We start from the raw sequence: 23700 nt of genomic DNA, 5'->3' as shown, positions 1-23700 counted from the left end.
GTTCCGGCCTCAATTATTCAAACTTTATGGAGGGGCTGTTTTTATTCTTCCTTACCTGCATTGAACTCTTCAATAACTTTATCAGCGATGGGCGGCGGGCATTCCTCGTAGTGAGACAGTTCCATGGTGAATGTTCCCTGTCCACCGGTCATGGAGCGCAGGTCCGGTGCGTACTTGAGGATTTCGGACATGGGCACGTGGGCCTTAACTTCGGTTACGCCAGCGGTGGAGTCGGAACCGAGCACCTTACCGCGGCGGGAAGAAAGGTCGCCGATGATATCGCCCATGAATTCATCAGGTACTTCGACCACAACGTTCATCAGCGGTTCAAGCAGAGCAACCCCGGCCTCTTCGCAGGCTTTCTTGAAAGCCATTGATCCGGCAACTTTGAAGGCCATTTCCGAGGAGTCAACGGAATGGTAGGAGCCATCGTAAAGAGTGACCTTGAAATCAATAATCTGGGAACCGGAAAGGATTCCTTTCTGAGCAGCCTCCTGTACGCCTTTGTCGACTGCGGGAATGTACTGCTTGGGAATCACGCCGCCAACAATTTTATTGACGAATTCGTATCCTTCGCCCTTGGTCTGCGGCTCAAGTTTGATCCAGCAATCGCCGAACTGTCCGCGTCCACCGGACTGCTTCTTGAAACGCCCGTTGACTTCAGCAAAGCCCTTGATGGTTTCGCGGTAGGGAACCTTGGGTGCGTTGAGCACGATTTCAGCCTTGTAGCGGCGTTTTGCTTTCTCTACGGAGATTTCAATATGGTTCTGGCCCATACCGGAAAGCAGGATGTCAGCGGTTTCCTCATCGCGGGAAAGGCTGAGATTTACGTCTTCGGCAAGCAGTTTTTGAATAGCCTGGAAGACCTTATCTTCGTCACCTTTTTCCGCTGGGGAAAGGGCGAAGGTGATCAGCTGCGGAGCAAGTTGCGGCTTTTCAAGGGTGAACTTGTTAGCGTCATCGCAGAGGGTGTCGCCGGTGAAGGTCTCCTTGAGCTTGGCAAGGGTGATGATTGCACCGGGGCCTGCGGGGCTCTTGAGCGGTTTTTGATCCTTGCCGACCATGAGCTGGATGTTGCCCATTCTTTCTTTGGCTTCGGTGTTGGTGTTGGTCAGAGTCATGTCGCCGCTGACGGTTCCGGAGAGAACGCGGCAGACGGTAAGCTGTCCGGCAAAGGGGTCAGCAATGGTTTTGAATACAAAGCAGGCCACAGGTCCGTCAGCGGAAGATTTGCGGGTTTCACCGTCTTCGCCCTGCCAATCGGCATGATCCAGCGGGGAGGGCAGATAGGTCTGGATCATATCCAGCAGGAAGGAACCGCCCTTGTTTTCCAGTGCGGCACCAACGCAGACCGGGAACAGGCTGCGGTTCATTACACCGGCGGTTAATCCTTTGGCGATTTCTTCAGGGGTAAGTTCACCTTCTTCAAGGTATTTTTCCATGAGATCTTCATCACTTTCAGCGATGTTTTCGATCATGGTTTCGCGCAGAATTTCAATTTCATCTGCGATATCGGCGGGAATATCGCCCTTGGAGACTTTTCCGTCCTCTTCGAACAGATAGGCCTGACCTGAGAGCATATCCACTACGCCCTTGAAATTTTCCTTGATTCCGATTGGATAATGCAGCAGTACGGGGCTGATGCCGAGAGCAGAGTTTAAGCTGTCGAAGGCAGAATCGAAGTCTGCACGGTCTCGGTCCATCTTGTTGATGTAAATAACTGTGGGGAGGTTTGCATTTTCAACTGCTGCCCATGCTTTGCGGGAAAGGGGCTTGACTCCGTCCACGGCGTCAATGGTAAAGACAACGCCGTCGGACGCGGCTAGAGAGTAGGGGCGATCTCCGCAGAAGTTTGCATCACCCGGAGTGTCGATAAGATAGTGGTCGTTTTTGTTCCACTTGTATCCGGCGAAACCGGACTGGATGGAACCGCGGCGTTTAATTTCTTCAGGCTCGGTATCGAGGGCGGTGGTGCCTTCCTCAATCTTGCCGAGTCTGTCAATGACGCCCGCATTAAAAAGAATCATCTCGGCGGTAGAGGTTTTGCCACAACCGCCGTGGCCCACAAGTGCAAAAGTCCTTTGGTTTTGTAAAGCTTCAGACATTCAACAACTCCGTTTCTCTGAATGTTCACAGCCGGGACCGTTGACCCGGCATGTACAGGTCTAAAGGTGCAACTTATAATTCTTCCTAATAATCCCTATAGGTACAGCCGCCCTAACATGTCAAGCGTAGATAAATAATAAAATTTCGTGCATAAACTATAATTGAGCACGACCTTATTCCGTTTTTCGGAGGTTAAATAAATTGAGTAATCCTAATGTTTACAGCCTTTCTCCGGCTGATATCGATTGTTCCGGTCCATGGCTTTTGCATCCTGAATCACCGGTAGAGAAGCTCATTCCCTCGCTTAAAAAGCATGGGCAGCTTGTTCCGGTGCTGGCGGTTGAAGATTCCGGCAAGAAACTGCTCGTTGCAGGCAGGGCAAGGGTTGCCGCTGCTGAAAAGCTCGGAATGGATGTTTTGGTCCGTTATATTGATGCAGCTGATGATATTTCAAAAGCGGTGTTACATCTGGAAGAAAATGGCGCGCGTGCCGCTGACGAATTTTTAAAGTTGGTGACAATGCGTTTTTTCTCTGCCCGTATGGATGCTGCCGATCTTCCCAAAACCGTGGCTCCGCTGCTCGGTCTCAAGCCCAAATCCCGGGACATGAAATTCTGGCTGGATTGGATGGAACTTGAGCCGGAGTTTGATGAATTGCTGGGGCTCGGGCATATCCCTTTGGCTGCTGTTTCCGTGCTTTCAAAGCTTGATGAAACAGACCGCGCCGCGCTGGTCCGGTTTTTTGAAAAGCTGAGCTGGTCCCGTTCTAATGCGGTGAATTTTCTGACTTGGCTGTACGAGACCTCCCGCCGTGAGAACAAATCTATTGCTGATTTGGTTTCCGTGCCCGCATTTGAGTCTGCAGGTGAAAGCGAATCACCTAAAGATGCGGTTTCTCGTTTTTGCAAGGCCGCAAAGGAATTGCGCTATCCCCGGCTGAGCGAGCTGGAGAAGACCCACAACAAGATTGTTTCCGAAGTTTGTGCCGGGACTAAATGGCGAGTTGAGCCTGTGGGCAACTTCGAGACCGGGGAGGTCCTGATCCAGACCAGATTCAAGAATCGCGAGATGATGGATAAGGCCATGGCCGATCTTGAATCCATTTCAAAATTCAGCGGCTGGGAAGAATTATTTGAATTGGGCCGTGATAAATAAGACGTTTGAATAAAATTTAACGGCGAAGCCCTAATAAAAGTTTTTGGGATTCTTAAACCCTTTTTACAAAAAGAGTTTAAGGCCCCCGGCAGGGCCGCCGGAGGCTAGTTATAAATGAGTAGTGAATTCATACTTCCCGATCATCTGAAGGGAATTGAAAAAATATATATTGATCGCAGTATGCAGAAAGTTCCGCTTACTGAGCGCGTGATTTCGCGTATGCCTGATCTCCCGGTGGAGATCGTGGACCCGGATAATTTCCCTCACGGGGAGCTTGGCGGCAAGCAGTCTTTGTATCTGAAAGAGTACAAGGGCAAGTTTCTGCGCTTCTGCCCCGGCACCCGCTATTATCACTGCTGCGGGTACCGGATCATTCACATTGGAGAGGGCTGCCCCATGGCCTGCTCTTATTGTATTTTGCAGGCTTACTTTCAGGATAATGTACTTAAAGTCTGGGCTAACCAGAATGATCTTTTTGATGAGCTGGGCAAGGCTTTTTCTGCCGACCTTTCTACCCGGTATCGTATAGGAACAGGTGAATTTACCGATTCCCTCGCCCTTGAAGCGGTAACCGGATACAGCCGCGATCTGATTGAGTTCCTCGGTGATTATCCGAATGTGTCTTTGGAGCTTAAGTCCAAGATTATCGACCTTTCATGGATGGATGTAGTCAAACGTACCGACCGTCTGCTTCCGGCATGGTCTCTCAATGCACCGTTCGTCAATGAGCATGAGGAGTTCGGGGTTTCGACTCTCAAGGAGCGGCTCGAAGCTGCCCGCACCTGTGCTGAAGCGGGCTTCCGGGTCTGTCTCCATTTTGATCCCATAATTCGTTTTGAGGGCTGGCGCGAAGGATACGCTGAAATCATTGACATGATTTTTGATTACGTGAAGCCGGAGCAGATCGCTTATTTCAGCCTCGGATCGTTCAGGCATATGCCGCATCTCAAGTCGATTATTGAACAGAACTTCCCGGAAACAACCTACATCTACGATGAGTTCATCACTGGGAACGATAATAAAATGCGCTTGTTGCGGCCTTTGCGTCTGCGCCAGTTCAAATTTATTGTGGATCGTCTGCGTAAGCACGGCATGGGCAAACAGCTTTATTTCTGTATGGAATCCACTGAGAACTGGCAGGATGTTTTTGGTTACACCCCGAAAGATCTGGGCGGGCTGGGTAAGCATCTTATGAAGCAGGCCTTCGCTGATTAGATTCGTTTCGTATAGTTCATATCTGCAATTCAAAACAAAACCCCGCAGCATTTTTGTGTTGCGGGGTTTTGTTTTGCACAAAATAGTAAGCGACAATGCACATGGTTTGTTTAGGTCGTGCAATATATTGCATATAGTAAAATTTAGTTAAAATTAACAGCGTGTTAAGTTGATTTCTAATTGCCGTGGATCAATCATTTTTTTGTTTCTGGCATGCCGCGTGTAATTCTATTTAGAAAAATTACGAGGTATGAAATGGAAATATACGATATTGCAGTTAATGTTATGGACCTATTTATTTCTGATGGGATGATGGGAACAATTGTTTGGGTTTTGGCTGTGCAGCTGACATTTGCAGTTGCTGTAATATGGTCGGCTATTAGACTTTTCAGGAAGTCCGCGGATGATTCTGAGTTTTCCACGGCATTTTATGTAAAGAAAAAACGTTACGGGATTAATGTTATGGATGATCAGCCTTACGATTACCTGAAGTAGTAGTGAGGGATATGCAATGATTATGCTGAATGAACTAATCGTTTTTCTCTTCTTTTTATTTTTTGCATACCATGCCTTGTTCACTGGGGCATAGTTTGTTGCAAAGAAAGATAGGTGTGCAATTTTTGGTCATTCTTTTGTGCATCTGATTGCACTGATTTGTGTAGTGGTTTTTGTAACTAGCTAAGTTGTTACACTAAATTTTATGGCATGGTATATGCTTTGATTGAAGCGTAATCAAAATATACGAGGTGAGGACATGGAATTTATCAGTGCATTAGGCAGTTGGTGTGGCGGTCCCGGATTCGGTCATGGTGCCGGGTATGGAATGAGTGGCTGGATGCCTTTCCATTTTGGCGGTATTTTGCAGCTTATAGTGATCGGGTTGATCATATATTTTACCGTGCGCATGTTTCGTAGGCCGGATACCGGCCCTAGTGCTCCTTCCGCTCAGGATGTCTTGAAGAAGCGTTACGCAGCAGGTGAGATAGACGAGGACACATATATCCGCATGAAGGATGAATTGAAATAAGGTGCACCACCAGACAGTTGCGAAGGTGCCAGATGCAAGGCGTAGTGAAACACTGAAACGATGCGTATTTAGACATACGCGAGTTTCAGTGTTTTTTTTGTAGGAACATAGAAGATTGTGCTATCTTCGCTGTCTGTTTGATATGCGATTAAACTTGGTGTAATAACTAGATTAAAGGGGGATTACACCAATGTCCTTACAAGATTATAAAATTCGAATTGATCGCCTTCAGGAAGGGCTGGGCAAAGCTTTTGTCGAAAATCCGTTTATCCTGAACATTCCGGGCAAATCCATCGCACTCAAGGTGGACCCCTATTATTACGTGGCCTTTGAGCCTGCATTCTCTGAGAACCTGAGCCGTTTTGCGGTCATGTTGCCCAAAAACGTGCGCGATACTTTAGTGCGTACAGGTAACCTAGTTACTGATCAGGAATCTCGCAATCCGATCATAAAAATCCGTATGAAGTGGAATGACCGCTCCTATGCCATGAATGTCTGCTTCGTGGAATCCGGCTTCATTGACCAAGCCCTGAAAATATATGGCGGGGTAAAAGAAGAGGTAGGGCTGTCCGAAATTCGCATCCTTGAATCAGAGCGCGAGAGGCTGGAAAAATTTTTTGGCGAGCGTACTCTTTTGAAGAGTGTGGCGTTTGTGGAGTAAAGGCTACATCCCAATAGCAACTGCCGCAATATCATCATGAGTCTTGAACCGGGGATAGGTGCAGCAATTGAGGTCGGTGGCTTCAATGCTGCGAATGCGGTCACGGAGTCCTTTGAGGCCGGACTTATGGAACAAGTCGACTTGTTCGTTGTAATCCCGTTCTTCGCAAGGGTTCTCATTGGGCATTAGCAGGCCGTCTGTGAATAAAAGGATGTTACGGACTCCCTCAAGATCATGTATCCCGGTATTGAGAAAATTTATTGCTTCGGGTTCTCCGTTGAATACTCCGTAATCGAGATTCATGCGGCAGCGAACTTTGGATATCTGATCATGCAGGGCAACGCCTATGGATGATTCAGCAGACGGGCCTACTTCTTTCCACATACTCAGAGTAACCCTGTCCTGATCCGGGCATTTGCAGAGAAATTCGAAATCGCCGTTATCGTAAATACATACTATCCTGCAATCTCCAATCTGCGCCCATTCCATCTTGTTCTCTTTAATACGAACCACTGCCGCGCCGGTGCTCCATAAATTTCTTTTGCTGGACATATTGACGTTACGTTCAGCCATGCCCTTGCGGATTTTCTGGTTGGCGCGCTGTGCCAGTTCCTGCATGGTTCCGCCGTTTTTTCTGAACTCTTCACCTGCAAGGTTTGAAGCTAGAAAGCCGCCGGTATAGCCGTGTTCATATGTTTCATGGGTCAGGCTGGTTGCTCCGTCAAAAACGCCGAAGATATTATCCTCCATCAGGAGATAATCTTCATTCAGGACTCCGGTTCCGTGTTCTATGAGTGATTCGACCTGCATTGTGTTCATCTTGTTTAATACGTATCAGAAAATTAAAAACCATATCAAATAGGTATATTTAATTCTTCAGTCAGGTTTCCATTGTTAATCTTGATGGGTTCTAGGCTTTCAACTCATGCGTAAACTTTGATCTGTTGACCGGATAGTAAATCCTGCCTATGTTTTAGCCATGAGAATTCTTCATCTTTTGAGCCAGATTCCCGATGCCACCGGGAGTGGTAAATATGTTCAGGAAATGATTCGGCAGAGCCTGCACTGTGGACATTCCCCGTATCTTGTCTGCGGAGTACCCGCTTCGTTTGACCTGAAAGATACGCCGCTTGCCGGGATGATTGCGCCGGAGCATTGCCTTTTTGTACGTTTTGAAGATCGGGACCTTGAATTTAAAGTGGTGGGGATGAGCGATGTCATGCCTTATCCCAGCACTGTATGCTCTCATTTGGATGCGGAAGATATTTCGGCGTATATGGAGGTGTTTGAGCGGGTGGTCGGAGAGGCTGTAGACCGTTTCTCACCGGACTTGATTCACTCCAATCATCTATGGATGGCTACTGCCGCAGCAAGAAGGGCTGCTCCCCATATTCCGCTCGTCGCTACGTGTCACGGTACATGTTTACGCCAGCATAATTTGTGTCCTGAACTGGGGCGTTCACTGTTGGATGATCTGTCGGGAATTGACAGGGTTATTGCTCTTTTCGGACAGCAGAAGCGGGAAATTTCTACATTGCTGGGCTTGCCTGAAGAGCGGGTGACAACAATCTGCGGCGGTTTTAATAGCGAATGTTTTTATGCGGACTCCTGCAAACCGGATCAGGACACAGTGCATATACTGTATGCGGGTAAACTCAATCGGGCCAAGGGTGTTCCTTGGCTGCTCCGGTGTCTGGCTGGTCTTGGTGATCAGAAGTTTCATCTGCATTTAGTTGGCGGGGGCAGTGGTCCGGAAAAGCAGGAATGTCTGGATCTGGCTTCAACATTGGGCAAGCGGGTCACAGTATATGGTATTCTTTCGCATCAGGAATTAGGGAATTTGATGCGGCGTTCGCATATTTTTGTGTTGCCTTCTTTTTTTGAGGGCGTTCCTCTTGTGTTGCTGGAAGCATTGGCTTGCGGTTGTATGATCATTGCCACTGATTTGCCCGGTGTGAAGGAGTTGTTTTACGGATGCCCTGCGGATGTTGTGCGTACTGTTGATTTACTTCCATTGCAGACCATTGATAGGCCCCGGACTGAAGATTGGCCTGAGCTTGATAAACGCTTGAGTGTGGCACTTGAGGAGGCCATTTCTGCTGTGCATGCTGGAGTATGTCAGCATGCGGAAGTGGTAGATGAACTGACAGGCACTTATACTTGGGGCAATATTTTTAAACGCATAACGGCTGTGTATGAGCAGGCTGTTGAGAGTCGAAAGTAACTTCTGTTTGACCATAAAAAATCCGCTACACTAAAAAGTGCAGCGGATTTTTTAATAGCTAAAACGGCGAAGCCAAACTAAAAAGTTTTGGGATTCTTAAACCCTTTTCCAAAAGGGTTTAAGCCGCCGGAGGCATTCTTAATTCTGACGGGTCTGGCTCTTAGGGCAGGTGTCTTCAAGATAACAGACTTCACAACCACCGGAGTAGGGGAAGGGAGTGAAGACAGCGTACTGACGGTTTACGGTACCTTCTGCGTTCCAGGTCAGATCGAGTGATTCGAAAGCCTTGAGTACTTCTTCACCCGGCTTGGGCAGCGGGGCACATTTGCCTTCTTCCAACTGCGGAATTAGAGACTGAGCAGCGGACATTACCATGGTGATGGCAAGGTTGTGATGCGCAAGACCCTCAGTGGGGGTCTCCTGCCAGATTTCTTCAACCGCATCTTCTACTTCTTTTTCAAGGAAGAGCAGCAGAAAATCGGTTCCCTTGCCGCCTTCAGGCTGTTTCAAGGTGTAGGCTTTGAGATGGGGCAGCCATTCGTTCCAGTATTTTTCGAGGCTTTCCATGAGGGAATGCTCGATACGGGTGGAACCGTTCAGTTCCGCGAAATAAAAAATATTGAAATCCGGGTTCGGTTTTGCTTCGACGATTTTAAAAGCACTCATATTCTATATCTCCTGACTTGCGTTCTGGTTGGTGAACAGTTTCTTTACCCGCTAAAACGTTTTGTCTCAAGTGTAAAAAAGTCCCCGGAAGTCGAAACTTCCGGGGACTTTCAAGTCTGTGTGATTCAGGGCTGCTTAGATTTTGCAGGCAGTTCTGAGATCGTCTACAGCGTCGGTCTTTTCCCAAGTGAAGTTGGGGTTGTTGCGACCGAAGTGTCCGTAACAAGCGGAAGGCTTGTAGATGGGACGACGGAGGTCGAGACGCTCGGAGATGTACCAGGGGCGCAGGTCGAATACTTCCTTGACCGCTGCGGTCAGGGTTTCATCGGAAACTTCGCCGGTACCGTGGGAGGTAGCCAGAACGGATACGGGCTCTGCAACACCGATTGCGTATGCAACCTGAACTTCTGCGCGCTCGGCAAGGCCGGCAGCTACGATGTTCTTGGCGATGTAACGAGCCATGTATGCGCCGGAGCGGTCAACTTTGGACGGGTCCTTACCGGAGAAAGCGCCGCCGCCGTGGTTACCCATGCCGCCGTAGGTGTCGTTGATGATCTTACGACCGGTCAGGCCGCAGTCACCCATGGGGCCGCCGATTACGAAACGACCGGTGGTGTTGATGTAGATTTTGGTAGCATCGTCGATCATTTCTGCGGGCAGGGAAGCCAGCACAACTTCACGTTTGATGTCTTCGTAAATCTGTTCCTGTTCGATGCCGTCATCGTGCTGGGCAGCGATAACAACGTCGGCGATGCGGACGGGCTTACCATCAAGGTATTCGAAAGCAACTTCGGTTTTTCCGTCAGGGCGGAGGTAGTCGAGGGTTGCGTCTTTACGAACTTCAGTCAGTCTGCGGGAGAGCTTGTGTGCATAGTGGATGGGAGCAGGCATGAGGGTTTCGGTTTCTTTGCATGCGAAACCGAACATCATGCCCTGGTCGCCGGCACCCTGACTTTCGGGGGTATTGCGGTCAACACCCTGTGCGATATCAACGGACTGTTTATCAATAGAAGAAATAACAGCACAAGTATCAGCGTCAAAACCCATATCGGAGTTTACGTAGCCGATTTCACGAATAGTGTCGCGAACGATTGCCTGAAAGTCTGCATAACCGGTGGTGGAAATTTCACCTGCGATGAATGCCATACCGGTGGTTACCAGTGTTTCACATGCTACACGGGCATCTTTATCCTGAGCGAGAATAGCGTCAAGAATTGCATCGGAAATCTGGTCAGCGACTTTGTCGGGATGACCTTCGGTTACTGATTCAGAGGTAAAAAAGTACTTGCCTTTGCTGCTGATCATTTAAAAGTTCCTCCTGGAATTAATTAGCGGGGGTAATTGTTTACCGAAACCTTTTCTCGATAACTACCCGAAATTTATAGCTCTAAATTGCTATATAAATAAATTTGCATATAAGAATAAAAGCACCTTACACTTTTATGAGCAGATTGTCTATCAATCTGGCATTACCAAGCTGTAATGCTACCGCACAAAGTGCAGAATCGCCCACATTTTTAAGGATATTGATATTTTCCGGGTCTACAATTTCGATATAGTCAACTCGGCTGGAAGGAATTGTTTCAGTATAGAATTCAACAAGATCTGATTTAAGCTTGTCTGCATCGGCTTCTCCGGCAGCTACCCAGTCGCGCATTTTCTGCAAACCTTTCTGGATATTGGGAGCTACGGACTTTTCTTCCTCGGTCAGGTAGACGTTGCGGGAACTCAGGGCCAGCCCGGATTCCTCGCGCACAATTTCATGGCCCTGCACATCCACGGGAATGTTCAGGTCGCGGACCATTCTTTTAATGATCGCCAGTTGCTGCCAGTCTTTTTGCCCGAACACAGCTACGTGCGGCTGGGCGGTCATGAAAAGCTTGGTGACCACAGTGGCCACGCCCCGGAAATGTACCGGACGCGATTTGCCGCAGAGATTGGTGGCAAGGTCGGGCACTTCCACCCAGGTTGAGTGGTCGTCAAAATACATGTCATCGCGCACCGGGGTGAAAAGTATGTCCACGCCGCGCTCTTCGGCAAGCTTGGAGTCCCGTTCCAGATCATGGGGGTAGGCATCAAGATCCTCATTTTCCCCGAACTGGGTGGGGTTCACAAACAGGCTGACGATAAGCACGTCACACTGCTTGCGGGCGGCGTCCATGAGGCTGAGGTGACCTTCATGAAAATAGCCCATGGTCGGCACTAGGCCTATCTTTTTGCCCTCAGCGCGAAGCATAAGGCAAAGATTTTGAAGTTCTTGCGGATTGCTGATTGTTTCCATTTTATAAACCCTGATAATTTGGTTTTGATGGCCTGCGACCGTCATTAACATATGGAAGGCTGGGAAATCCATTTACGCTGATCGCTACCTGCTGTCTATAGCATGGTGGGGAAATTGTTGTCGATATAGTTTAGGGATCCCGGGACATTTGTTCGTGTACTGCTCTCCATTGGGTCAGCAGATTTTGTGACTGTATAATATCTGTTATTATTGCGCTCTGTGTTTTTGTATTTTGAATATAATTATGTTGACTTGCACGTAATTTCAATTAATTGATAAATTTCAGTGTCGGATTTTGGTTAATTATGTTGGTTTTTTAGTTGTATGCCATAATTTGTTTTGAAAGATTTGCGTATTTGATAATCATTCATGATGTATGTGCTGCGGAATGTAGATGCTTCTTTTGTAAGGGGTTGGCTATGAAGGTCTTTTGGATATGTATATTGCTTTTCTGTTTACTCGTTTTGCCCTTGTTCCGTAATGCCGCAGTTGCCAATGCCGATGTTACTCCAGTCATTGCTTCTAAAGCAATTGAGTTGAGCAATGTTCCAGCGGACGTGACTTCCAAAATACAGCGTAGCCTGAGTGATGAACTTAAACAATTTGAAATGTCTACTGCTGGAATAGTAACAGCTGCAACAGTAGATGGTTTGAGATTTCGTGCGGACGCAAATAATGTCCGTTTCAAAAACGGGGATAGCTGGTTTGCGCTAAATCTTGAGGGCTTCGGACGTAAAGGTTCGATGCAAAAATCAGGTACCCCGAGCTTAAGGACCGTGGGTGCTCAACTTAATTTTGAGCAAAAAGGACTGACCGAATGGTATATTAACCACGGCTCCTCTTTTGAGCATGGTTTGCTGCTTGAGCAGAGGCCTGTTGGCGATGGTCCTCTTCAATTCTCCTTTGCTGTTTCCGGTAATCTCAGGCCTGAACAGAACGGGAACGATATTGTTTTTGCTGGTGACAACTCCCTTAATTATTCAGGCATCAAGGCCTGGGATGCATCCGAAAATCAACTTGTCTGTTCCATGTCCGTTGCGGGCGGGCGTCTTGTCTGGTCCGTTGATGACCGCAGTGCCGTTTATCCCATAACTGTTGATCCCACTGTTTCCATCGAAAATAAGTTGACTGCACTCACCGATGCCGGGGCGGATGATACCGAAGCAAACGCGTATTTCGGGAACGAGATATCAGTTTATGGTGATGTTGCCTTGATAGGGGCACAGAGTAAGGATGAATCAGGCAAAGGTGCAGCTGGGGCAGCCTATATTTTTTATAGGGATCAAGGCGGTGCGAACAATTGGGGCATAGTAAAGAAACTGACTGCTCGCACTGAAGCTGATGTGGATGATACGGAAGCGAATTCCCGTTTCGGCTATAGTGTCTCGATTTCCGGTGATTGTGCTGTTGTGGGAGCTTATTGGAAAAATGAACCGGGGAAAGATGATGCCGGATCTGTTTATATATTTTCGCGGAATCAGGGCGGAGCGGATAATTGGGGTATAGTTAAGAAACTTACTGCTCGTACCGATGCTGATGGGGATGATACGGAGCTTAATGCATACTTTGGCTGTAGTGTATCCATTTCCGGGGATATTGTTTTTGTCGGAGCTTATTCCAAGAATGAACCCGGTGCGAATAATGCCGGAGCAGTCTATGTCTTTTCCAAAGATCAGGGCGGTACCAATAATTGGGGTATAGTTAAGAAGCTGACCGCGCGTACCGATGCTGATGTGGGTGATACCGAAGCGGATGCCTATTTCGGACGTGTCGTATCTGCCAGCGGTGATCTTCTTCTTGTGGCAGCTACTTTTAAGGATGAATCAGGTGATACCAATGCCGGGGCAGCCTATGTTTTTTCAAAGAATGCGGGTGGTGACGATAACTGGGGCATTGCAAAAAAATTGACCGCACGCACTGAAGCTGATTTGGGTGATACTGAAGCATATGCTTACTTTGGATGGAGCGTATCTATTTCCGGTGATATTGCTCTCATTGGTGCACATCATAAAGAAGCCTCCGGTAAAGGCAGTGCCGGAGCAGCCTATGTTTTCTATATGGATCAGGGCGGTGCGAGCAATTGGGGCATAGTTAGGAAATTAACTGCGCGTAACGATAGTGATGGGGATGATACAGAGGTAAGTGGATATTTTGGCAGCAGCGTATCAATTTCCGGTGATCTTGTTGTTGTGGGGGCAGACGGTAAAGATGAGTCTGGTAAAAATGAAGCTGGTGCAGCTTATGTCTTTTCCAAAGATCAGGGTGGTGCGAATAACTGGGGTATAGTTAAGAAGCTTACTGCGCGTACTGATACAGATGGGGATGATACAGAAACGGAAGCTAAGTTTGGCAATTGTGTAGCGGTCTCCGGGGAGCTTGCTCTTGTAGGGGCCGATGAAAAAAATGAAATTGGTAAGAATGGTGCTGGAGCAGTCTATGTATTTTCAATACCTATCGCTAGGGATAAAATTATTGCTCCTGCATCGGTTCAGCCATCCGGAACTACGGTGGCAATAAATTCTAATGCCAAGCTGGTGCGTACCAAAGAAGAGATCGAAGATGAATACCGTTCTGTACAATTGGACGCAATGCTCGGTTCACAAATTTATGAATTTAATGCCACGGTAACTTACGGTAAGGTCGCTTACTTTTGCTTCAATAGTTCAAGTCTTGGAGAACGTGCGGTTGGCTATCTGACTCTTGCCAAACTTTTTTCTGATAAGCCCAGCAAAACATTTATTTACAGCCCTGATAAAACTCCATCCGAGGAGGGGTATTTCTGGCTTACGGACGAAGCCAACAGCGGGCAGTATCTTCCCCAGAGCGCGGTCCTGACCGGCGGGCAGGTATATACCGTGAATTATTCAGTGAAGGATAACGGGGAGTATGACTCTAATCCCGTGGTGGGTAGAGTTACCGACCCTGTGGTTCCTGGTAGGGTTGCCGCTTGTGGTTGCGTTTTTAATCCCAATGTAGATAGCTCTGTAGAATTGGCAGCACTATTGTTGGTTGCTCTGATGGGCATATTTCTGCGGTTTAGGAGAAAGTAATCATTATATTAAGGGCGGTGCTTAAAATTACCGTTTTTTGGGGAGGAGCTATGCCAATAAAACGTGAAGTGAAATATGTTTATTAAGCATAGCTATTGTTTTTGTTTTAAGGTAGTCGGTTCACAGTCTGGCGTTTTTTGTTTGTTTTTACTGTGTGTAACTTTACTGGTTGATCATTATGAGTGCTTATCTTCTCCTTCTTTTGTCCTTTGTATCCGGCTTTTTCTATATTCGTTTCCTGCAATCATATGACGTTCACGAGAAAGAACCTTTCGGTAAAATGGCTCTTGTTACCGTTGTCGGTGGGGGTGTTTCATTTTGTCTGGCTATATTTTTGTATATCTGGCTTGAGTCGTTCGGTATCAGTGAGATCAAAAATGGATTTGGCTCTCTCTTTGTTATTGGGCCGGTGGAGGAGATTTCGAAGCTCATCGCTATGGTTCTGTGTTTGATTTTTGTTCGGAAGGAAATAAATGAACCGACTGACGGCATGATTTATATGGCTTGTGTCGCGCTCGGTTTTGCTGTGATTGAAAACTATTTTTACGTAGCCGAAAGTGAACAGCCATATGTTACAATGGTGCTACGCTTATTGCTTTCTACTCCAATGCATATAAGTTTCAGCCTGTTTATGGGACTTGCTGTTTATTCGCTGCTTAAAAACAAAATTGGCTGGGGGTTGTTGGTTATAGCATTTCTCTATGCCGTTTTGGCCCACGGGTTGTATGACTTGATTATTTTTGAAGATTTAAGTTCTATTTTCATGTTCTTCATTATCTATATGAGTCATGGATGGTCCCTTTCGCTTGCCGGATATTGTGCCGCAGTTTCTCCGAATAGGACTAGTTTTAAGGATTTTGTGAAGGAGTTTGAAAACCCTGCGGAAGAGGAGGGTCTCGAGTGTGTGAATTGCGGGGACAAAAGCAGTAAGCTTACTTACAACGTAGATGGTATTAGTGTGCAGAAATGCCCCTCCTGTGAATTTTATCTTACCCGGAAGAAATCTCTTTTCCTTATTTTTCGTAGGTTCGGTTCTACTTTTCGTAAGCTCAGTAAATATTACTGGCCGGCGGATAACAGCAAAGCCGCTTTTTCAGTACTATACGATGGGAACTATATTTCTGATGAAAAGAAAATCGCTTATTTTGATCTCGATAAATTAAATGATGTGCTGGAAAAATTCACGCTGGATACGATTAACGCTGCTCCTGGAATAATCCGGTCCGCGCTTCGACCTCCGCAATTTACTTTTGAAAGTGTGGAGAAATCTGCTGTGCGAAGGCAGCAGGAATTTCAAGCTGTCAGTTGCCTGCCCGGACCGGAGGTTGTTGGTGAGCAATTTGAATTCAGCAACGCTGATCCTGAAGTGGAATCAGTAACAGAAGTAGTGGAAGATGTTGTTCTGACGGGTGATCCGGACCTACGGGATGAACCCGTAAAACGTGCTCCCCGCCCTAGGGTAAAACTAAGCCTGAAAGATTCATTTTTCCGTTTCCTGATCTATCCCCTTGAAGGCGGAAGGACTCCTAAAGTTCTCCATGCGCCGGTTGAGCGTGGCCCGCTCATTTGTTGGGGCGGATTGATTATGCCGGAATTCTGGTTCCTGTGGCATGATATCTGGGGAGCTTCTTTTCTTGTCTGGGTAGCAGAAATTATAATTATTTATACTGCTTCCCGATGGTTGGGTTTTATGGATTCATTACAGGTGGCACTTGTTGTTGTCCGGGGCACGGGGGCTTTGATTGGACACCGTATTTATTATTACCGCCACGGCTACTGGTGCGGACGTTCGTCTTAAATGAGCACCCGCACAATACAAAGTACATCATTTTTATAGTCACCATCCCGCTTGTATTCTCGGTATCCGGATGAATGCGCACAGCCGATAGCGTAGAGCGAGCCGTCTTCCTCGATCAATTTTACGCTGGATTCTCCTTCGGTGAGCTGGGTGAAATCATGATCCAGATTTATGGTTTCACCCGGATTGCGATCAGGATTGGTGCTGGCAATCAGTTTTCCATTCGGCTCAACAAACATTCCTTCAGCACCTTCAATTATCCGGCCCTGTCCGTCCTGCGGCAAGACGTCGGTCAACATTGCTTCAAATTCCGGTTCCGAATCAAAAACAATACCGATGCCGCCCAGTACATGGGATGAATCCTCGTGTGAGGTGATGGATGCATTATATATGTAAGTGTAACGCTCCTTCCCGTCTGTGGCATAGAGATCCGTCTTGAAGAAGTCGGAAACGCAGTAGAGCTGCGAATCTGTAATTCTGATTGTTTGGCCCACGTAGCCTGTGTTTAATATCCGACCTTCCTTGTTATATTCACCGGGATTGGAGCAGGCCAGTATCTTCCCCGATCTGTCGTAGATGAACAGGTTGGTGTAGACTGTGTAGAGACTGTTTATGTAGCCCAGAATCTTACGCATCCGGTCACGGTCGTTTTCATCTATGGTTTGTTTTGCAAGGATGAGTTTGAAGTCGGAAGTCAGTGCCCACCAGCGGCAATCGTTGGCTCGTTCGTAGAGGTTGCGATCCATAATATCGATAGCGAGCTGGGCAAGAAACTGGGTATCGTGCAGTCTTGAAGAGGTAACAAGTTGCAGGAGTTCGTCAGTGGAATACTGAAAAACATTTTGGACCTGATCTCCGATTTTTTTAATTTCGTTGAGAATGTGGGGGAGTGCGCGCCCTTCCATCTGCTCAACAAGGTTTGGTTCAATGCATTTCTTGGCAGCCATGATTTCGCCGTTCTGAACTACCAGTTCAAGGTCCGAGAGCACGTTTTCTGAAGCATCTTCCACATGGGTCAGCCGTCCTGAAAAGTGGGCTTTATCTCTGATGGCGGCAGCGTTGAAGGAATTGTCGCTGCTGTGGCTGAAGGCGGTGTCCAGTTTTTTCAGGACATGTCCATACCAAGGTAAGCCGAAGAATCCCTGATATCCTTTGGTCTTCACCGTCTTAGAAAGGTATGTGGTTTTGTTTATGTTGATAATTTGAAAATCTTGATCCAGATTCATGCTGAGTCTTTTATTTGTGGGAACTGAATCAGTATCGCTGGAAGCAATAGCATAACCCCGTTCATCCAGCACAATCAGGATTGTATCTTTGGATAACTCACTCAGGTGTTCGAAAATTCCGTTCATTTCACCGGCAAAATCAAAAATAAGGCACAGTACGCCAAGGCATCCCCCTGTGTCCGGTGACTTGATAGCCTGAGAGTATATCAGGACTTCTCCTGTGTTCAGTGCTAAATCGCTTTTTCTGTATGTTTCTACGTAGTCTGCGGCCTCAAGCGTTTCGGCGATAAGCGGGTCTGTCGAAGTTGTGATCTTGTTTGTGGGATCAAGGTGGGCACAGACATAGCCGTCAGTGTCCAGTATGATAATCTCATTGTATACTGTGTACTTATCTCTGTACTCGCGGAGTCTGTCTTCGATTATAGATACATCCTGGTGAGTCCTTTCCGGATTGGACAGAAAGCGGACTAAGTCATCATCAGTTGCCAGAAAGCCAACATCGGCAGTTCTTTCAAAGAGATTTCGTTTAAGGATGTCGATGACGACCTGCGCGGCTGCGGATATCTCCTGAACCACTTTATGGGTGTTTTCTTTAATCAGGATTTCAATCAGGTTTTGTTTGAGACCGGAAAAGTTTTCTTGAGTTTTGATAATAAAATCAATGAGTGTCTGCGCAATTCGGCTGCAATTGATTTTTCCGGTCATGGTAGCCATGGTCCACTGTCTGTCCAGCCGGGTCAGTCTGGACATGCAGTTGGAGGTGTTGGGCATTACTTGCAGAAGCTGTTTCGAGTGTTTTTCAATAAGTGTAGAATTCATGGAAGGCTCGTTTTGAAGGATTTTTTTTGTGAGTTGTTTTGCAAAATTGTGTAAATTCAAGCTGCAAAACTGTCTTTTATGGTTATATGTTGCAAATTGTGTGCAAGAGGGTGCGTTTGAATCATTATTTCAATTCAAAGTTGTATTTAAAGATTGGTAGAGCAGTAGAAATAAGAAAAATATGAGAAAGGATGAATGGAAAAAAAAGTGGAGAATGCTTTAAGATATAATGTAAAATATTTCAATTGTGTATTTAGTTACTAAAGATGTTTAGCTTGATTTACAAAAATGTGTAATTGGTAAAAAATAGGGAGATTGTTTCTTAAAGCCTAATTAATCAGTCTGTCTCTAACTCCCCGCTTGTCTTGAATCCGCATGCGGGTTATGTCCCTGCTTATGAACAAGGATAACCTCTTCACCGCCGGAATCAGTCTTTCCCCGCAGGATTTGATCCTCTACGAGCACACCCTTAAGGATCTCATTCAGGAATTCCTGCCTTTCGAATCCTACAGCCTTTACTTTCCCAAGCCGCCCAAGGGGCAGTTTCGGGCTAAGCTTGAGGCCCGCTACAATGCCGAGGAAGCCCAGCTTATGCTGCCCTTGCGCTTGCGCGGGCGTGATCTCTGCTATTTTATCGCCAGAGGTGTGGAACTGGAAGCCCCGGAAGCTTTGCCGCCCTACCTTGAGGCATTGGCTGCCTGTTCGCTGGAAAAAATTCTACTTTATAAAGGTTCCATCACCGACCGACTGACCGGTATGGCGACTCGCGATTATTTCATGTCCAAGCTGAATAAAGAGCTGGATCTGATCCAGAACTGCATGATGCCTACTACCGGCGGATGCAAGGACCCCGGTATCCCTACTTTTAGCGGTTCTGTGGGGGTGGTTGTCCTTGATATGGATTATTTTCAGCGTATCAATGACCGTTACGGCTACGGATTGGGCGATAACATTATTGCCGACCTTGCCGCGCGTATTAATGAGGTGGTGGTCGAGTCCGTAATCTGTGCCCGTATTTTCGATGACAAGTTTGCTTTTCTGATCCCGGACGGACGGCCCAAGGCTTGTGCTAAGCTGGCTGAAGAATTGCGTGCGCTGGTGGAAAGTTTTCCGGTTGAAGATCCGGTTACCGGGGATGTGATCAAAATCAGTGTCAGTGCCGGATACGCCAATTATCCGCAGTCTCTTTCCGGTCCTCATTTCAAGCGTTCCGCAGACGAGCAGGCCCGTATCCTTATGCGCAAAGCCGCCAAAGCCGTAGCAACTGCCAAGGATTTCGGGCGTAACTGCGTTTTCGCTTATTCCGATATCCTTCAAAAGGGTGCTAAGGTTTTGGAAGTGCTGCCTTTGCAGCGTCTGGCCCTGTCCATCGGGCAGAGCGTTGATGCCCGTGAAGGTGCGCGTTTTCTGGTTTGGTCCCCGGACTATCAGGCGGGCACACAGGCCCGTCTTACTGAAGATGAACGTATTTCCGGTACTTACCCGACCATGTATAAGGCTGAGGTGGTTATCATCGAGGTGCAGGAAGAAATCGCCTTTGCGGAAATCCTGCATCTGAGCGATCCGGCATGGCCCGTCACCGAGGGTGATCGTCTGACTCTGCTTAATGAAAAAGATAGTTTTTTTGATGCGCAGGCCGGCCCGGAAGCCAATGCTTCCCCGCAGCGGGATATGGTTACCGGGTTGTACAGCTATAAGGAATTCATCGGACGCTACAGCCGCATGCGCCAGAATCTGGATAAATTTTCTGTGGCTGTGCTGCGCCTTGTTGCTAATCCGGCGGAGCAGGGCGGTAATTTTCAGAAGCTCACCGATGCGCAGGTTCAGAAAGTGGCCTCAAGGGCGGAGACGTTCTTTGATGAGTCCTGCATGGGCGGGCGATACAGCCTGAACAGCTTGATCTACTTTTTCCCGGACGGGGAATCCGATGCGGTGATGGAAAATATTTTGCGTCTGGTGCGTGAGTGTTCAGATGATTTTGAAATCGAGCTGGGAGCCGGGGTGGCTTCCTTTCCTTTCCTAAATTACCGGCGCAGTGAAATTCTTGATAACTGTCGCAAGGGTCTTGATCATTCTCTCATGCTGGAAAAGCCCATGGTGGCCCAGTTTGATTCAGTTTCACTGAATATTTCCGCTGACCGCTTTTACGTGGATGGTGATATTTACGGTGCAATCGAGGAATTCCGTCTCGCTCTGCTGGCTGACCCGGACAACATTCTCGCCCGTAACTCGCTTGGTATCTGTTACGCGCAGGTGGGTAAGCCGGAGCAGGCCCGCAAGCAGTTTGAGGAAGTTCTCGATATCACACCCAAGAACATCATGGCCTTGTACAACCTCGGTTGGACCTGCCAGATGCTGGGCAGTATGGACAAGGCTCGCGCGGCCTATGAGAAGTGTCTTGAACTGGAGCCGGAAAATGTCTTTTCCCTCGTGCGACTCGGCGTACTTTCCGAGCAGGACACGGGGCTGGACGAGGCTGAACAATATTATCTCAAGGCTGCCAAACTTAAGGGCGGGGATGCTTTGAGTATGCGTCATCTGGCCCGTATCTCCTATGTCCGTAAGGATATGGATAAGGCTCGCGAATATCTGCATCAAGCCCTGAATGCAAACCATAACGATGCCGCAGCCATGAATATGCTGGCCCGTATCTATTTAGAAAGCGGAGAAGATCCGCAGGTCGCAGAAGTTCTGGCCCGTCAGAGTGCTGCTCTTAAGCCTGCAAAAGATCAGTTTTGGGAGACTCTGGCAAAGGCCCTTGAAGTGCAGGAAAAGTTTGATGAAGCCGAACAGGTAAGATCCAGATTTTAGGCTGTTGACCGTTAATGACCAGATTTATTGTTGCCTTGTATCTCATCCTCAGCGGGGCTATCGTGTTCCGTATGATCATTCCCTTTGATGTGGAACGGGAGTTCTCGCCTTCGCAACGGCGTGAGGTTCAGCAGCGGATAAAGGTTGCGGATCGCGAACGGGTTCCGGTTCCTCCGCTTTTCGGACAGGTTGCCGAGGAATTTTCCCTGCACCCGGAAATTCTGAACGCTATTGCGGACCATGAGAGCGGCTACAATCCGTGGGCCTTGAATATTGAAGGGCGGAGCGTGTATCCTTCCTCTCGCGAGGAAGCTCTTGCCATCATTGAGAAATACAGGGGCAGGAGTTATGATGTGGGACTGATGCAGGTAAATTCATACTGGATCAGGAAATTTGAGCTTAGTCCTGCCGAGGCACTTGAGCCGGAAGAAAATTTGCGGCTGGGGGCATGGATATTGCGTTATTGCCTTGATCGGTATGGCTACAACTGGCGGGCCATCGGTGCCTATCATACCGGTTCGCCCAAGAATCTTCCGGGGCGTTCGCGGGCTTATGCCGTTAAGGTGATGAAGAAATACAATGAGCTGATGGAACAATCTGCACGCGGGAAGTAAATTTTTATGACGAATAATGAATACGTTATTTTTGAGGTTGATTCCTGTAAGTTCGCCTTGCCTTCCGATGCTGTTGACCGGGTTGAGCGTGCGGTAATGCTTACTCCGGTGCCTGATGCTCCCGCTCCGGTTTTGGGGGTCGTCAACCGAGGCGGCGAAGTTATCCCGGTGCTCGGCTTGCGGGGCAGGATAGGTGGTGAGGAGCGCGATATCATCCTCAGTGACAGACTTGTTTTCAGCACAGCCAACGGACGGCCCATGGCTTTGCTTGCGGATCGCATCGGTGATGTCGTGGGAATTGATAGTGATGTGGCACGCGATGCAGATGAAATCTGGCCTGGAATTTCCCTTTTGAAGTCATTTGCAGGACTTGGTGCTGATGTGGTTCTGGTGCAGGATATGAGCGAACTGCTTGATCCTGATCAGGAACGTAGCCTGCTTGCGGCTATTGCTGCCATGAGTGAAGAGGAGGATGTCGCAGTTGATGAGTAATTTCTTGACTGAAGAGAGGATTGGCGAACTTGCGGCTATGGTCCGTGAAAGGTTCGGCCTGAATTTCGCCTCTGAGAGATGGAAGGATCTGCGTACCGCAGTACTCCGTTTTCATCGGGAAGACTCTTCATTTTCAACTGCTGCTGAATGCCTTGATTACATTCTTTCCCCCACAGTGGAAAATAAGGATCTGGAACAATTCATCAACCGGTTAACCATCGGCGAGACATTTTTCTTTCGAGATAGCAACGCACTCAGAATTCTTGAATATGAAATCCTGCGTAAATTAAACGGTAAGGGGAGCGGACTTAACGGTGCCGTCAGGGTCTGGTCCACTGCCTGTGCTACCGGGGAAGAGCCGTATACCCTGGCCATGATCTGCCGCCGGACAGGTGTTCATGCTGAGATTTTCGGTACGGATATAGACAGCAAGGCCCTGATCAAAGCGCGTGAGGGGTGTTATCGTAAATGGTCGTTCCGTTCTGAGGATACGGGATTCAAGGATATTTTTTTCCGCAAAGTCGGCTCCAACTCATATCTGCTTGAACCGTCCATAAAACGGATGGTCAACCTTTCCCGTTTGAACCTTATGGATGCGTCCGTCCCTTCTTCTTTGAAAGATATGGATGTAGTTCTTTGTCGTAATGTCCTCATGTATTTTGCCTCTGATGGAGTGAATGCCGTACTGGATAAAATCTGGGATTGCCTTACTCCCGGAGGCTGGCTTGTGGCCACACCCAGCGAATCCGGGTTGCTTAGCTGTTACGGCAAATTCGAGCCTGTCAATTTTGATGGGATTCTTTTTTACCGTAAAAATGAAGATTACGAGCCTCAGTGTCCGTTGCTTTTTGATGATTCAAAATTTCAGGAAGTAGAAGATTTTTCAAACTCTCCGGTTTTTCCTGTTGCCGATCTGGATGATCAATTTGATTTTGAACCGCAACCTAAGACCGCTGCGGCTGAAATTGATTTCAGGGCTGAAGATTCAGACTTTTTGAGGGATAGGGTCGAGCCTGAGCCATTAATTCTTCTGGCTGAATTTAATGATGGGGAAAATTTAGTTGCGCAGGCTGCTGATTTGCGTGAGCAGGGTGATACTGCCGGGGCCGTCTGTTTGTATAAGAAAATGGTTGAGCAGGATTATCCCCCTGAGACCAAGGCGGCCGCACTTTTAGGAATTGCCGGGATCAAAGCGGATTCGGGTCTGGCGGATGAAGCTGCCTTGTGGTGTGCTAAGGCTCTTGAATTGGACCGTGTTTCTCCGTGTGCTCATTTTTTGCTCGGGCAGATAGCCCTGCAACAGGGAGAACGGGAGAAGGGGCTTGCCCATATGCGTAATGCTGTTTTTCTGGAAAGTGAATTTATCATGGCGCATGTGCTGCTCGGGAATATATATATGGATAGCGGCGATAATAACGGAGCTTTGAGACATTTTCGTATCTCCATGCAGCAGTTGAAAAAAATGGATCAGGAAGAGCCTGTCCCCTGTTCTGACAGTATAACTGCCGGGCGGCTGATGGAAATGGTGCAGCTGGTTCAGAAGAACCTGACTTAG

The 23700-nt window shown here is 47.7% G+C and carries 18 protein-coding genes; 12 read left to right on the top strand and 6 right to left on the bottom strand.

Annotated elements, in window-relative coordinates; genetic code table 11:
- Positions 1–41: 41 nt before the first annotated feature.
- Complete coding sequence (gene fusA / locus FMS18_RS17970) at positions 42–2105, bottom strand: elongation factor G (RefSeq protein WP_163296053.1); 2064 nt, start codon at positions 2103–2105, stop codon at positions 42–44.
- Between the two features lie 202 nt (positions 2106–2307).
- Here fusA and FMS18_RS17965 point away from each other — a divergent pair, with 202 nt between their 5' ends.
- From FMS18_RS17965 to FMS18_RS17945, 5 genes are all read left to right on the top strand, one after another.
- A complete protein-coding gene (locus FMS18_RS17965; protein ID WP_163296052.1) occupies positions 2308–3261 on the top strand; it encodes a ParB N-terminal domain-containing protein in 954 nt (317 codons plus the stop codon).
- Between the two features lie 114 nt (positions 3262–3375).
- Positions 3376–4476 carry a spore photoproduct lyase family protein gene (locus tag FMS18_RS17960; RefSeq protein WP_163296051.1) on the top strand — a complete coding sequence of 367 codons (1101 nt, stop codon included), beginning with the start codon at positions 3376–3378 and terminating at the stop codon, positions 4474–4476.
- A 255-nt stretch (positions 4477–4731) separates the two neighbouring features.
- Complete coding sequence (locus FMS18_RS17955) at positions 4732–4971, top strand: hypothetical protein (protein WP_163296050.1); 240 nt, start codon at positions 4732–4734, stop codon at positions 4969–4971.
- Between the two features lie 259 nt (positions 4972–5230).
- A complete protein-coding gene (locus FMS18_RS17950; protein ID WP_163296049.1) occupies positions 5231–5503 on the top strand; it encodes an SHOCT domain-containing protein in 273 nt (90 codons plus the stop codon).
- Positions 5504–5693: 190 nt separating this feature from the next.
- Complete coding sequence (locus tag FMS18_RS17945) at positions 5694–6164, top strand: hypothetical protein (protein ID WP_163296048.1); 471 nt, start codon at positions 5694–5696, stop codon at positions 6162–6164.
- Positions 6165–6167: 3 nt separating this feature from the next.
- On the opposite strand, the gene FMS18_RS17940 is transcribed toward FMS18_RS17945, so the two are convergent.
- Positions 6168–6974, bottom strand: coding sequence for a protein phosphatase 2C domain-containing protein (locus FMS18_RS17940; RefSeq protein WP_163296047.1), 807 nt, complete (start codon positions 6972–6974; stop codon positions 6168–6170).
- A 169-nt stretch (positions 6975–7143) separates the two neighbouring features.
- Here FMS18_RS17940 and FMS18_RS17935 point away from each other — a divergent pair, with 169 nt between their 5' ends.
- Positions 7144–8388 carry a glycosyltransferase family 4 protein gene (locus tag FMS18_RS17935; RefSeq protein ID WP_163296046.1) on the top strand — a complete coding sequence of 415 codons (1245 nt, stop codon included), beginning with the start codon at positions 7144–7146 and terminating at the stop codon, positions 8386–8388.
- Between the two features lie 138 nt (positions 8389–8526).
- On the opposite strand, the gene FMS18_RS17930 is transcribed toward FMS18_RS17935, so the two are convergent.
- The 3 genes from FMS18_RS17930 to panC all read right to left on the bottom strand — a co-directional run bounded on the left by FMS18_RS17930 (position 8527) and on the right by panC (position 11335).
- Positions 8527–9054: a hypothetical protein gene (locus FMS18_RS17930; protein WP_163296045.1), complete on the bottom strand. Its 528-nt coding sequence runs from the start codon at positions 9052–9054 to the stop codon at positions 8527–8529.
- A gap of 135 nt (positions 9055–9189) precedes the next feature.
- Positions 9190–10359 carry a methionine adenosyltransferase gene (metK, locus tag FMS18_RS17925; RefSeq protein WP_163296044.1) on the bottom strand — a complete coding sequence of 390 codons (1170 nt, stop codon included), beginning with the start codon at positions 10357–10359 and terminating at the stop codon, positions 9190–9192.
- A gap of 127 nt (positions 10360–10486) precedes the next feature.
- Positions 10487–11335 carry a pantoate--beta-alanine ligase gene (panC, locus tag FMS18_RS17920; protein WP_163296043.1) on the bottom strand — a complete coding sequence of 283 codons (849 nt, stop codon included), beginning with the start codon at positions 11333–11335 and terminating at the stop codon, positions 10487–10489.
- Positions 11336–11778: 443 nt separating this feature from the next.
- On the opposite strand from panC, the gene FMS18_RS17915 reads away from it, so the two are divergent.
- Together FMS18_RS17915 and FMS18_RS17910 are read left to right on the top strand one after the other, a co-directional pair.
- Entirely contained in the window at positions 11779–14385 is a 2607-nt protein-coding gene (locus FMS18_RS17915; protein ID WP_163296042.1) for an FG-GAP repeat protein, read from the top strand.
- Between the two features lie 178 nt (positions 14386–14563).
- Positions 14564–16183: a PrsW family intramembrane metalloprotease gene (locus FMS18_RS17910; RefSeq protein WP_368854185.1), complete on the top strand. Its 1620-nt coding sequence runs from the start codon at positions 14564–14566 to the stop codon at positions 16181–16183.
- Here FMS18_RS17910 and FMS18_RS17905 read toward each other — a convergent pair.
- The gene (locus FMS18_RS17905; RefSeq protein ID WP_163296040.1) at positions 16180–18228 is read right to left on the bottom strand and encodes a chemotaxis protein CheW; all 2049 of its coding nucleotides are present in this window, start codon (positions 18226–18228) and stop codon (positions 16180–16182) included. The two genes, FMS18_RS17910 and FMS18_RS17905, sit on opposite strands and share 4 nt — an antisense overlap.
- Positions 18229–18612: 384 nt before the next feature.
- Here FMS18_RS17905 and FMS18_RS17900 point away from each other — a divergent pair, with 384 nt between their 5' ends.
- The 4 genes from FMS18_RS17900 to FMS18_RS17885 are packed head-to-tail and all read left to right on the top strand — an operon-like array spanning position 18613 to position 23700.
- On the top strand, positions 18613–21039 hold the full coding sequence (locus FMS18_RS17900; protein ID WP_239061095.1) for a tetratricopeptide repeat protein: 2427 nt from the start codon (positions 18613–18615) through the stop codon (positions 21037–21039).
- A 14-nt stretch (positions 21040–21053) separates the two neighbouring features.
- Complete coding sequence (locus FMS18_RS17895; RefSeq protein ID WP_163296038.1) at positions 21054–21653, top strand: lytic transglycosylase domain-containing protein; 600 nt, start codon at positions 21054–21056, stop codon at positions 21651–21653.
- A 6-nt stretch (positions 21654–21659) separates the two neighbouring features.
- Complete coding sequence (locus FMS18_RS17890; RefSeq protein ID WP_163296037.1) at positions 21660–22145, top strand: chemotaxis protein CheW; 486 nt, start codon at positions 21660–21662, stop codon at positions 22143–22145.
- On the top strand, positions 22138–23700 hold the full coding sequence (locus FMS18_RS17885; RefSeq protein WP_163296036.1) for a protein-glutamate O-methyltransferase CheR: 1563 nt from the start codon (positions 22138–22140) through the stop codon (positions 23698–23700). Before FMS18_RS17890 ends, FMS18_RS17885 begins: the two co-directional genes overlap by 8 nt.

The organism is Desulfovibrio sp. JC022 (genome assembly GCF_010470665.1).
Taxonomy (GTDB): Bacteria; Desulfobacterota; Desulfovibrionia; order Desulfovibrionales; family Desulfovibrionaceae; genus Maridesulfovibrio.
Note: the sequence above shows the minus strand (reverse complement) of the source record. Positions and strands in the feature narration are given on the sequence as shown.